11 protein-coding genes are annotated in these 11,757 nt (G+C 60.2%); 5 read left to right on the forward strand and 6 right to left on the reverse strand.

The genetic code is table 11. The features are described 5' to 3' along the window. Positions 1-131: 131 nt before the first annotated feature. From JOE32_RS12725 to JOE32_RS12745, 5 genes are all read left to right on the forward strand, one after another. Entirely contained in the window at positions 132-311 is a 180-nt protein-coding gene (locus tag JOE32_RS12725; RefSeq protein WP_209984638.1) for a hypothetical protein, read from the forward strand. Between the two features lie 103 nt (positions 312-414). Further along, entirely contained in the window at positions 415-2,316 is a 1,902-nt protein-coding gene (locus tag JOE32_RS12730; RefSeq protein WP_209984641.1) for an alkaline phosphatase family protein, read from the forward strand. Between the two features lie 194 nt (positions 2,317-2,510). Then, complete coding sequence (locus tag JOE32_RS12735) at positions 2,511-3,524, forward strand: sensor domain-containing diguanylate cyclase (RefSeq protein ID WP_209984656.1); 1,014 nt, start codon at positions 2,511-2,513, stop codon at positions 3,522-3,524. Positions 3,525-3,627: 103 nt separating this feature from the next. Continuing rightward, positions 3,628-4,881, forward strand: coding sequence for an aspartate aminotransferase family protein (locus JOE32_RS12740; protein WP_209984660.1), 1,254 nt, complete (start codon positions 3,628-3,630; stop codon positions 4,879-4,881). Between the two features lie 86 nt (positions 4,882-4,967). Beyond that, positions 4,968-5,672, forward strand: coding sequence for a hypothetical protein (locus tag JOE32_RS12745; protein ID WP_209984663.1), 705 nt, complete (start codon positions 4,968-4,970; stop codon positions 5,670-5,672). Positions 5,673-5,876: 204 nt separating this feature from the next. On the opposite strand, the gene JOE32_RS12750 is transcribed toward JOE32_RS12745, so the two are convergent. From JOE32_RS12750 to cyoB, 6 genes are all read right to left on the reverse strand, one after another. Then, positions 5,877-6,971: a pyridoxal phosphate-dependent aminotransferase gene (locus JOE32_RS12750; protein ID WP_209984666.1), complete on the reverse strand. Its 1,095-nt coding sequence runs from the start codon at positions 6,969-6,971 to the stop codon at positions 5,877-5,879. 85 nt (positions 6,972-7,056) lie between these two features. After that, the gene (gene queC, locus JOE32_RS12755; RefSeq protein ID WP_209984669.1) at positions 7,057-7,752 is read right to left on the reverse strand and encodes a 7-cyano-7-deazaguanine synthase QueC; all 696 of its coding nucleotides are present in this window, start codon (positions 7,750-7,752) and stop codon (positions 7,057-7,059) included. 116 nt (positions 7,753-7,868) lie between these two features. Then, the gene (gene cyoE / locus JOE32_RS12760) at positions 7,869-8,756 is read right to left on the reverse strand and encodes a heme o synthase (RefSeq protein ID WP_209984671.1); all 888 of its coding nucleotides are present in this window, start codon (positions 8,754-8,756) and stop codon (positions 7,869-7,871) included. Positions 8,757-8,767: 11 nt separating this feature from the next. Beyond that, positions 8,768-9,103 (reverse strand): cytochrome o ubiquinol oxidase subunit IV, encoded by a 336-nt coding sequence (cyoD, locus tag JOE32_RS12765; RefSeq protein WP_003176003.1) that lies wholly within the window; start codon positions 9,101-9,103, stop codon positions 8,768-8,770. Beyond that, complete coding sequence (locus tag JOE32_RS12770) at positions 9,103-9,735, reverse strand: cytochrome o ubiquinol oxidase subunit III (protein ID WP_209984673.1); 633 nt, start codon at positions 9,733-9,735, stop codon at positions 9,103-9,105. Before JOE32_RS12770 ends, cyoD begins: the two co-directional genes overlap by 1 nt. Before the next feature lie 3 nt (positions 9,736-9,738). Then, positions 9,739-11,757, reverse strand: a complete 2,019-nt coding sequence (cyoB, locus tag JOE32_RS12775) for a cytochrome o ubiquinol oxidase subunit I (RefSeq protein WP_057007311.1) — start codon at positions 11,755-11,757, stop codon at positions 9,739-9,741.

The raw sequence follows: 11,757 nt of genomic DNA on the forward strand, positions 1-11,757 counted from the left end.
CAGGCACAGGCCTGCAAAACATTCGGACACCCATGGCCGGGAACGCTCAACCCGGCCACTGCCACTGACTCAGTGCGCACTCAAAAGCAGGGATGCGAGAAGCAATCGTCCATTTGAGCAAGGGGTCTTCCATGATTATCGGTAACAGCTTTCACACCTATAACCTCAACAACGCCCTACAAACGATTCAGAACGCCACCAAGCCTGTAGAAAAAACCGCCCCTATCAACGGCGACGCACCGAGGCAAAACACGCAGCAGCAGGACAACACCTCGTCCCTGGATTCTCTTGGGCAAGGCCGGCTGATCTGATCTTGGCCAGGGGCGCGGCGCCCCGCGTTGCGCTCCGTTAACAAAACACTGACATCCTCTGCGCTACCCTTTCCAGTTCTATCTTGTGTGAGCTGCCCTCTTCATGCCTCAACCCGACACACTGCCCGCCGTGCTTGCCGGCCCGCTGCTGCGGCGCCTGGAACCGCAGCGCCTGAACATCTGGTTGGTGACAAGTCGTGCCGTGCAATTGACCCTCAGGTTGCAATTACCTCGGGACGAAACACTGGACATCCCGCTCGACGCGACGCATTGCCAAGTCATCCCGGTGGGGCGCCACGCCTTTATTCACCTGGTTGACGTAGCGCTCAGCAACCCTCTGCCCCAGGACGTCGCGATTGGCTATGACCTGTTGACCGACGGCACCGGTATTGCCGAGTGGGCCACGCATTTGCTGTATGCCGATGCCCATTTGCCGACCTTCGTATTACACAGCCGCATCCATCAGTTGGTGCATGGCTCCTGCCGCAAACCGCACCACAGTGCCGACGAAGGCTTGCTGTGCATCGACCGTTTGCTGGCCGAGGCACACACACCGGCACAACGCCCGGCCTTGCTGATGATGAGCGGTGACCAGATCTACGCCGACGACGTGGCCGGGCCGATGCTGCGGGCGATTCATGCGCTGATCGCGCGTTTGGAGTTGTTCGACGAATACCTGGAAGGCGCCGTGGTGGATGACAGCGCGAGCCTTTACGGGCATCGCGCCAGCTATTACCACCGGGCCGATCTGCTGCCCGCACTGGACAGCAACGAGACCTTGCGCGAACGGTTTTTCGGCGGCGTGAAAAAGCCGATTTTTACCAGCAGCACCGCCGACAATCACCTCGTGACCTTTGCCGAAGTGGTCGCGATGTACCTGTTGGTCTGGTCGCCCACGCCCTGGACACTGATCAGCCCACATGCGCCGCAATTGAGCGCGGAGGAACAACGGCGGTATGCCGGGGAGCAGGTGCAGATTGAGCGCTTCCGCGACGGCCTGCCCGGCGCCGCGAGGGTCCTGGCTCACCTCTCGACGCTGATGATCTTCGACGACCACGACATCACCGATGACTGGAACCTCAGCGCGCAATGGGAAGAAACCGCCTATGGCCATCCTTTCTCCAAACGCATCATCGGCAATGCCCTGCTGGCCTACCTGCTGTGCCAGGGCTGGGGTAACCAGCCGGATGTGTTTGGCGATCTGTTGAAACAAACCCAGGCACTCACCGCCCAGCCGCACAACAACCATCTGCAGGCCGCTGCGCAAGATGACCTGCTGCAAGCGCTGCTGAAATTCCAGCAATGGCATTACGTGTTGCCCACGTCTCCCGCCCTGGTGGTGCTCGACACCCGAACGCGGCGCTGGCGCAGCGAATTCACGCTCAAACAACCCTCCGGCCTGCTGGACTGGGAAGCCTTGTGCGAACTGCAACAGGCGCTGCTGGACCACCCCTCGGCGATTATCGTCTCTCCCGCGCCGGTGTTCGGCGTCAAGCTGATCGAGACGGTGCAGAAGGTCTTCAGCTGGTGCGGCTACCCGCTGCTGGTGGACGCTGAAAACTGGATGGCCCATCGCGGCGCGGCCCAGGTGATCCTCAATATTTTCCGCCACTCCCGCACGCCGGGTAACTACGTGATTCTCTCCGGTGACGTGCACTATTCGTTTGTCTACCAGGTGCTGATTCGCCACCGCAACGGCGGCCCCAGGCTCTGGCAGATCACCAGCAGCGGCATCAAGAACCAGTTTCCCCCGCGTTTGCTGGAGTGGTTCGACCGCCTCAACCGCTGGCTCTACTCACCACGCTCCCCACTCAACTGGTTCACTCGTCGACGCACCATGCAGGTGGTACCGCACATCCCGGAACATGCCGAAGCCGGGGAACGGCTGTGGAACTCGGCGGGCATCGGCCAGGTGTTTTTCAATGCCCAGGGCCAGCCTGAGGCGATCTACCAGCACAACGCGGATGGAAAGCCTCGGACGAGGATGGTGGAGCCACCGTTATAGGCGCCAGGGTGCGCGCTACTCCGACCGAGTAGAGGCGCATCCACACCAAATAAGTAGCCAATCGCCATCAAACTAAAGCAGCACACTCTTCCTATTCAAACCCCACAGCCCCCCCTGTAGAGTGAAATCTGCCACGGAGTATCGGCGCCAATACACCCTGGCCTGGGGGCCAGCACATGCAGGGAAGCGCGCAGATGGACGATACATCCGGCAATAACCCGTTGGCCAATGACTTTTCCGACCTCAACGCCGACCTGCTGCATGCGGTCATGGAGTTGGTCAGCGACGGGGTCTGGGATTGGAACGCCGACACCGGTTACGTCTACCGCAACCCCGGCTGGTACGAGATGCTCGGCTACCCCCGCCACTCGCTGGAAAACACCGTGTTTACCTGGGAGAACGTCATCCATCCGGATGATTACCCCCTTGTGATGGTTGTTTTCGATGATTACATCAACCAGCGCGCGCCCCATTATCAGACCGAATATCGCTGTCGAAAAAAAGACGGCAGCTATCTGTGGATCGAAGACCGGGGCTATGTGATTGCGCGCAACCCCGACGGCTCGGTAAGGCGCATGGTCGGCGCGCACCGCGATATTCATTCGCGCAAACACTCCATCGAACAACTGCAAAAGCGCAACCAGTCTCTTGAAGCGCTGGTAGCCGAACGCACCCGTGAACTGTCGCGGGTCAATCAACAACTGCAGCTGCAACTGGACGAGAACCGCATCCTCGCCGAACAGGATGCCCTGACGCACATCGCCAACCGCTACCGTTTGGAGAAAGTCCTGCTGGAAGAATGCGAGCGTGCCGAGCGTTTTCGCCTGCCGCTGACACTGGTAGCCATGGACATTGATGAATTCAAATTGATCAATGACCAGCACGGCCACAGCATGGGCGACGAGACCCTGATGATCGTGGTCGAGGGCCTGAACGCGTGCATGCGCACTGGCGACCTGCCGGCCCGCTGGGGCGGCGATGAGTTCATGGTGGTGCTGCCCAAAACCACACTGGACGCGGCAAAACGGGCGGCCGAACATATTCGTAAGCACATCGCGCAATTGCCCATCTTGCACGACGTTCGCGTGACCTTGAGCCTGGGTGTGGCGCAACGTCATCCGGGTGAGTCCGCAGCCGCGTTGATGAGGCGCGCCGATCAGGCGTTGTACCGGGCCAAAGCGGCGGGCAAGAACAGGGTTTCTGAGTAGATCGCGACTTTTATTAATGACCCGGCGACTTTATTTCGTTTGCGGCAAGGGCACGCGGGCAGCTTAGATAAAAAGACGCCCGCCACCGCCGAGTCCAGGATTCATGAGCCACGATCCGATCAGCCAGTCGATTTCCATCGTTCATCCCATTAGCCTCAGCCACGGTAAAAACGCCGAAGTCTGGGACACGGCCGGCAAACGCTATATCGATTTTGTCGGTGGCATCGGTGTGCTCAACCTTGGCCACTGCCACCCCGCCGTGGTCGAGGCGATACGCGAGCAGGCCACCCGGCTGACCCACTACGCCTTCAACGCCGCGCCGCATACACCCTATATCGAACTGATGGAGCGCCTGACCGCATTTATCCCAGTGAGCTATCCGGTCAGCGGCATGCTCACCAACAGCGGCGCGGAAGCGGCGGAAAATGCCTTGAAGATCGTACGGGGCGCCACCGGCCGTACCGCTGTGATCGCCTTCGACGGCGCGTTCCACGGCCGCACCCTGGCTACCCTCAACCTCAACGGCAAGGTCGCGCCCTACAAGCAAAAGGTCGGCGTACTGCCCGGTCCGGTGTATCACCTGCCCTACCCGAGTGCCGATAACGGCGTGACCTGCGCCGAAGCGCTGAAGGCGATGGACCGCCTGTTCAGCGTGGAAATCGACGTCAACGATGTCGCCTGCTTCATCATTGAGCCGGTGCAGGGCGAGGGCGGCTTCCTGGTCTTGGATATCGAGTTCGCCCAGGCACTTCGCCGTTTCTGCGACGCCAAAAACATCCTGCTGATCGCCGATGAAATCCAGTCCGGTTTCGGCCGTACCGGGCAGCGCTTTGCCTTCTCACGCCTGGGTATCGAACCGGACCTCATTCTGCTTGGCAAAAGCATTGCCGGCGGCGTGCCGCTCGGTGCAGTGGTGGGCCGCAAGGCGCTGATGGACAACCTGCCCAAAGGCGGCCTGGGTGGCACTTATTCGGGCAACCCCATCGCCTGCGCAGCGGCCCTGGCCACCCTCGACGTGATGACGGATGACCATTTGCAGCGCTGGGGAGCACAGCAGGCGGCCGCGATCGTCAGCCGTTATGAAACCTGGCGGGGCCAGCACCTGTCGCCCTGCCTGGGGCGCCTTACCGGCGTCGGCGCCATGCGCGGCATCGAGCTGACGAATGCCGACGGCACCCCTGCCTCCAGGCAACTGACCCAGTTGCTGGGCTTGGCGCGAGACGCCGGCTTGCTGCTGATGCCCAGTGGCAAGTCGCGGCACATCATCCGCTTGCTGGCACCGCTGACCATCGAGCCTGCGGTGCTGGAGGAGGGCCTGGATATTCTGCAAGCGTGTCTTGCGCAACTGGACGAGTAGCACGCATCCGCCTTGACCTCACCCCCCTCCCCCCTGAAAATGCCCGACGCTTTTTTGTCTCCGTTTACTGAAGTAGTGAAATTTCAATGCCTGATTCCCACCTCGAAGAATCCGTAGCCACCTTGCACGCCAAGGCTGAATACGAAAACGCCATCAATCTTTCACAGCATGTGCCAGCGGCCAAGATCATCAGCGAGATGGTGCTGGACGCGTTTCACACCTCAAAGGAAAGCGACCAGATCCGCGAGTTGCGCGTGGCCATCCGCCAGGCTCACGACGCCTTCGACGATGACAAGGCCTATGACCTGATGGGCCGGCTCAAGCAACTCAAGGACGCTGAAGCGGCCGACAACCTCGCCCTGGAAGACCTGAGCAGCAAGTTCTCGATCAGCCGCATTTTGTCCAGCTTCAAGGACGACCCCGAGTTTCAGGAACTGGTGTACGGCCTGGCCCTCAAGGTGTTGAATCAGTCGCACCAGGCCATCAGCAACCCGAGCGCCGGCAAGAGCAAGTCCGCGCGTAGCAAAAAAGACGCTGAAGTGTTCGTGATCAGCAAGGATGGCGTCAGCGTCACCCTGCCGCTGCGCACGCCGCGCTCCAGGCTCAATGTCGACCGTGAGGCATTCGAGTTCCTGGGGTTCAGCTTCGTGGGTGAAGGCGATGAGGCCGAACTGGAAGTCGAGAGCTTTGTGGACAACTCAGGCGCCGAACAGCCGCTGAGCCGCAAGAGCGTGATCACCGCGCTGCAGCAGCAGACGGCGTTCGCCGGTTACAGCATCGCCCAGCAGTAACTATGCGCGGGAGCTGTTGTGGCGAGCGGGCTTGCCCCGCGTTGGGGCGCGAAGCGCCCCCAATTGAACAAAATGCTGTGTACCTGACACTACGCAGAGCCTGGTTTTGGGGCTGCTGCGCAGCCCAACGCGGGGCAAGCCCGCTCGCCACATAAAGCTCGCTCGCCACAACAAGCCCGCTTGCCAAATTGAGACTGTGGTGTCTCAACTGATCCGTTTGACCTGCGCTGCGAATACCTCGCGAAAACGCGCCATCTCCTGCCTGTTGCCCACCGTCACGCGCATCCACTGCGGCCAGTTGCTCCACACCCGCCCAACCAGCACGTGATGGGCTGCCAGCCGTTCAACCACCTGCTGCGCCGGTTGCTTCACGTCGACCATGAAACAGTTGCTCTGCGACGCCGTGCAGGTGAACCCGCGCGCCCTCAGCCAGGCGATAGTCTCATCCCGCGCCCGGGCATTGAGGGCCTTGCGCTGCGGCAGCAGTTTGATGTCTTCCAGACTGGCCTGCGCGCCCATCAGGCTTGCGCCCGCCGGAACGTTATCGCCGCCGAACACCGCCAGCCGTTCCAGCAACGCCGGATGCCCGATCGCCAAGCCCACCCGCGCGCCAGCCATGCCGTAGATTTTCGAGAAGGTACGCAGCACCAGCAGGTCGTCGTGGTCGTTCACCCACCCCACACAGCTGGGAGCGTCGCAGAAATCGATGTAGGCCTCGTCCACCACCATCACGCTGCCCTTGGGTTTGTTCGCCAGCGCATGGCGGATCGCCTCGGTAGGCGTGAGGGTGCCGGTGGGGTTGTTGGGATTGCACAGGTACAGCATGCCCGCCTGTGGGTCGGCGGCAAGCATCGCGGGTAGGTCATGGGCGTGGTCGGCGTTCAGGCTCACCTCATGCACGGGAGCACGCCACGCCTGCGCAGACTGGTACGGGACTTCGTACGACGGCGTGGCCATCACCAGGCCACGGGTGGCGCTGGTAAATGCCAGGACGGCATAGCGCAGGGCGGCCATGGAGCCGGCAAACACCGCCACCCGTTCTTCGGCGATGCCCTGCTGCTGGGCGAACAACGCGGCCAGCGCGTACATGTGCGGGTAGGGATAACGCCCCGCCGCTGTAATCCCGCGCTGCATCGCATCGCGGGCGGTACCTGCGGGGCCGTAGGGGCTTTCGTTGTAGTTGAGCCGCACGGTGTCAGACGTTTCCGGCGCAGGGCTGGCGTGCGCCCAGTTCAGATGCCCCAGCACCGGCAACGCGGCGCCAAAGGCGAGAAGGGAACGACGACTGACGCTGACCATGGTGTCTACTCCTTGTAGGCGAGTGCTGAATGCTCACTGTGTAAGGAAGTATGACGAGAAGCCGGCCAGTGGATTTAACCGCGGTTCAGCTCGACTGCAACTTGTGCTTCAGACTGCCCATGACTGCCGTCTTGTTCTGCAGGTAGTCATTCAGACCACGCGCGCGCAGCTCGCAGGCGATGCAATTGCCGCAGCCGTCGCCGATCACGCCGTTGTAGCAGGTCAGGGTTTGCTGGCGCACCAGCTCCAGTTGGCCCAGGTCATCGGCCAGTGCCCAGGTCTCGGCCTTGTTCAGCCACATCAACGGGGTGTCCAGGCGCAGTGTGTAATCCATGCCCAGCGCAAGCGCCTTGTTCAGCGCCTTGACGAATTCGTCCCGGCAATCGGGATAGCCCGAGAAGTCGGTTTCGCACACGCCGGTGATCACGGTTTCGGCCTTTACCTGGTAGGCGTAGATCGACGCCAATGTCAGGAACAGGATATTGCGCCCCGGCACGAAGGTACTCGGCAAACCATCGCCTGAACTCTCGGTGGGCACGGGAATGTTGTCGCGGGTCAGGCTGCTGATGGCCAGCTCATTGAGCAACGACACATCCATCACCTTGTGCACGGTGGCGCCCAGCTGTTTGGCCAATCGCTGGGCCACTTCGATTTCGGCGACATGGCGCTGGCCGTAATCGAAGGTAATGCAGTGCACCTGTTCGTAACGCGCCAGGGCCTGGATCAGACAGGTCGTCGAGTCCTGCCCGCCACTGAAGACCAGAACGGCTGTTTTACTCATGCTTTTGTTCCTGCCTGCTTGGAAGTGGTGAAGAGTTTAAGGGTGGCTCAATAAAAAGCCCCGCGCTTCTTTCGAGGGCGGGGCTGATTTTGGCTAAAGAGCCGGTGCTCGATGACTCAGTGAGCGTAAGTCAGCAACAGCTCTTTGGGTGCCTGGAAATCCAGAGACATCATCACGCTGAGCGCGGTGATGGTGAAAATCGAGAACACGAACAGCTTGCGCGCCCAGACGGTGTCATCCACCGCCTTGTAGCCGGTCCAGGCCATGTACAGCCAGTACATGCCCATGGCGGCGGCAACGGCGAGGTAGCTCATGCCGGCATAGCCACTGAAGGTCAACATCAAGGTCGCCACAAGGAAGGCCAGGATGTAGAGCAGGATGTGTTTCTTGGCCACCTGGATGCCACGCTTGACCGGCAGAACCGGGATCGACGCAGCCAGGTAGTCATTGAAGCGGAAAATCGCGATGGCATAGGAATGCGGCATCTGCCACAGGCTGAACATCACCAGCAGCACCAGCGCGGCCATGTCGAAGCTATTGGTCACAGCCACATAACCAATCACCGGCGGCATCGCCCCCGACAGACTGCCCACCAGCGTGCCGTGAACCGACTTGCGCTTGAGGTACAGGCTGTAGAGGCCGACGTAGATGACAAAACCGATCACGGCAAACAGCGCCGCCAACGGGTTGGCCACCTTGTACAACAACACCACACCGGCAATACCCAGGACGGTCGCGAAGATCAGCGCCAGTTTCAGGGAAATAAGCCCCTGCACCAGCACACGATTCTTGGTGCGCTCCATCTTGATGTCGATGTCACGGTCGATGCAGTTGTTGAACACGCAACCGGACGCCACAACAAGGGAAGTGCCGATCATTGCCGCCAGGAAGATGGCCAGATCGACATGCCCCTTGGAGGCCAGGAAGAAGCCGCCTGCCACAGAAAGCACGTTACCGAAAATGATCCCCGGTTTGGTGATTTGGATAAAGTGCTTAAGCGACATCGGGTCTTACCTCACTTCGCCATCATGTAGGTGTGGATGCTGAACATGATCCACAGCGACAGACCAACCAGCAGAACGATCACAAGACCTGCGAACACGAACGCGATCACGTTCTCGCGCTGGGCTTCGGAGCGGTCCAGGTGCAGGAAGTACACCAGGTGCACCAGCACCTGGATCACGGCGAATGCCAGCACGATCATGAGGGTGATCGACTTCGGCAAGGTCGGGTACATCACCAGGCCGAACGGAATCAGGGTCAGGATGACCGACAGGATGAAGCCGATAGCGTAAGACTTTACGCTGCCGTGGCTCGCATCATGGCTGTCATGGGAGTGTGCATTAGCCATTACAGAGTCCCCATCAAGTAGACGACGGTGAATACGCAGATCCAGACCACGTCCAGGAAGTGCCAGAACAGGCTCAGGCAGCTCAGGCGGGTCTTGTTGGTGTTGGTCAGGCCGTGTTTATTGACCTGATACATCATCACCGCCATCCACAGCAGGCCGGCCGATACGTGCAGACCGTGGGTGCCTACCAGCGTGAAGAACGCGGACAGGAAACCGGAACGGTGCGGGCCGTAGCCTTCGGAGATCAGCAGGTGGAACTCGTTGATCTCCATGCCGATGAAGCCCAGGCCGAACAGGAAGGTCAGGGCCAGCCAGCTCAGCACGCCTTTCTTGTTGCCGTTGTAGAAGGCCAGCATGGCGAAGCCGTAGGTGATCGAACTGAACAACAGCAAGGCGGTTTCGCCGAGCACGTAAGGCAGTTCGAAGATGTCGTGGCCCGACGGGCCACCCGCTACGTTGTTTACCAGTACCGCGTACACCGCGAAGATCGACGCAAACAAAATGCAGTCGGTCATCAGGTAGAGCCAGAAACCGAAGACGGTTATCGGGCCGGTGTCGTGGTGGTCGTGGTGGTCGTGGTGCCCATGGTCATCGACATGGGCGTGTCCAGCATTGGTCGCTAAGTTCGACATGGTTTAAACCTGTTCCAACGGGGTTTCAACACGGTTGGCCGGGATCTTCTTCTCGGCTACCAGGCGAGCGTGCTGCTCGGCTTCGATGCGTTCGATGGTTTCCACCGGCACCATGTAGCCTTGATCGTCACGTGCAGCGTGGACGATGAAGTAACCGATAGTGCCCACCAGGCCCACGATTGCCAGCCACCAGATGTGCCAGATCATCGCGAAACCGAACACGGTCAACAGCGCGCCCATCACCACGCCAGTGGCGGTGTTGTTCGGCATGTGGATCGGCTCGTAGTGCGCAGGTTTCTGGTACGCAGTACCGTCTTCCTTGGCTTCGGTGAACGCATCAATGGTGTTCGCAGTCGGGATCACGGCGAAGTTGTAGAACGGTGGTGGCGACGAGGTCGACCATTCCAGGGTGTGGCCGTTCCACGGGTCGCCGGACTCGCACAGGTTCTGCTTGCGATCACGCACGCTGACATACAGCTGGATCAACTGGCAGGCGATACCGGCCGCGATCATCAACGCACCGAACATGGCGACGTACAGGTACGGCACCCACTCAGGGTTGGTGGTGGCGTTCAGACGACGGGTCATGCCCATGAAGCCCAGTGCATAGAGCGGCATGAACGCGACGAAGAAGCCCGAGATCCACAGCCAGAACGCAGCCTTGCCCCAACCTTCGTGCAGCTTGAAGCCGAACGCTTTCGGGAAGTAGAAGCTGAAACCGGCGATGTAGCCGAATACCGCGCCACCGATGATCACGTTATGGAAGTGAGCGATCACGAACAGGCTGTTGTGCAGCACGAAGTCAGCACCCGGAATGGCCAGCAGTACGCCGGTCATGCCGCCAATGGCGAAGGTCACCATGAAGCCCAGGGTCCACAGAACCTGGCTGGTCATGCGCAGACGACCGTGGTAGATGGTGAACAGCCAGTTGAACAGCTTCACCCCCGTCGGGATGGAAATCAGCATCGTCGCCAGGCCGAAGAAGGCGTTGACGCTGGCCCCCGAACCCATGGTGAAGAAGTGGTGCAGCCAGACCATGAAGCCCAGTACCGAGATCGCGCCCGATGCATAGACCATCGAGTGGTGACCGAACAGGCGTTTGCCGGTAAAGGTCGAGATCACTTCGGAGAAGATACCGAACGCTGGCAGGATCAGGATGTACACCTCAGGGTGACCCCATGCCCAGAACAGGTTCACGTACATCATCGGATTGCCACCAAGTTCATTGGTGAAAATGTGGAAATCCAGGTAACGGTCAAGCGACAGCAGCGCCATGGTAGCGGCCAGGATCGGGAACGAAGCCACGATCAGCACGTTTGCCCAGGTGCAGGTCCAGGTGAAGATCGGCATGTCCATCAGTTTCATGCCAGGGGCGCGCATCTTGAGGACGGTGGCCAGGAAGTTGACCCCCGTCAATGTCGTCCCGAGCCCTGATAACTGCAGTGCCCAAATGTAGTAATCCACCCCCACGCCCGGACTGTATTGCAGGCCCGACAATGGCGGATACGCAACCCAACCGGTCTTGGCGAATTCGCCGACGCCCAGGGACAGGTTGATCAGCACCACGCCCGATACCAGCAGCCAGAAGCTCAGGGAGTTCAGGAACGGGTAGGCAACGTCACGCGCACCGATCTGCAGCGGCAAGGCAAGGTTCATCAGGCCGGTGAAGAAAGGCATCGCCATGAAGATGATCATGATCACACCGTGGGCGGTGAAGATCTGGTCATAGTGTTCAGGCGGCAGGTAGCCCGGCGAACCCTCGGTGGCCATGGCCAACTGGGTACGCATCATGATGGCGTCGGCAAAGCCGCGCAGCAGCATGACCATGGCCACGATGACGTACATGACACCGATTTTCTTGTGGTCGACGGAGGTCAACCACTCGGTCCACAGGTAGGTCCACTTCTTGAAGTAGGTGATTGCCGCAAACAGTGCCAGACCACCCAGCGCGATCATGGCGATGGTCACCATCACGATCGGCTCGTGGAATGGGACCGCGTCCCAACTTAATTTACCAAACAT

The organism is Pseudomonas sp. PvP025, assembly GCF_017832155.1.
In the GTDB taxonomy this organism is placed as follows: Bacteria; Pseudomonadota; Gammaproteobacteria; order Pseudomonadales; family Pseudomonadaceae; genus Aquipseudomonas.

What these genes read in the sequence shown, in the direction of transcription:
- cyoD (WP_003176003.1), bottom strand. Translation starts at nt 9,103, where the DNA reads ATGGCTAATGCACACTCCCATGACAGCCATGATGCGAGCCACGGCAGC.
- JOE32_RS12770 (WP_209984673.1), bottom strand. Translation starts at nt 9,735, where the DNA reads ATGTCGAACTTAGCGACCAATGCTGGACACGCCCATGTCGATGACCAT.
- JOE32_RS12730 (WP_209984641.1), top strand. Translation starts at nt 415, where the DNA reads ATGCCTCAACCCGACACACTGCCCGCCGTGCTTGCCGGCCCGCTGCTG.
- JOE32_RS12740 (WP_209984660.1), top strand. Translation starts at nt 3,628, where the DNA reads ATGAGCCACGATCCGATCAGCCAGTCGATTTCCATCGTTCATCCCATT.
- cyoE (WP_209984671.1), bottom strand. Translation starts at nt 8,756, where the DNA reads ATGTCGCTTAAGCACTTTATCCAAATCACCAAACCGGGGATCATTTTC.
- JOE32_RS12745 (WP_209984663.1), top strand. Translation starts at nt 4,968, where the DNA reads ATGCCTGATTCCCACCTCGAAGAATCCGTAGCCACCTTGCACGCCAAG.
- JOE32_RS12725 (WP_209984638.1), top strand. Translation starts at nt 132, where the DNA reads ATGATTATCGGTAACAGCTTTCACACCTATAACCTCAACAACGCCCTA.
- JOE32_RS12735 (WP_209984656.1), top strand. Translation starts at nt 2,511, where the DNA reads ATGGACGATACATCCGGCAATAACCCGTTGGCCAATGACTTTTCCGAC.
- JOE32_RS12750 (WP_209984666.1), bottom strand. Translation starts at nt 6,971, where the DNA reads ATGGTCAGCGTCAGTCGTCGTTCCCTTCTCGCCTTTGGCGCCGCGTTG.
- queC (WP_209984669.1), bottom strand. Translation starts at nt 7,752, where the DNA reads ATGAGTAAAACAGCCGTTCTGGTCTTCAGTGGCGGGCAGGACTCGACG.
- cyoB (WP_057007311.1), bottom strand. Translation starts at nt 11,757, where the DNA reads ATGTTTGGTAAATTAAGTTGGGACGCGGTCCCATTCCACGAGCCGATC.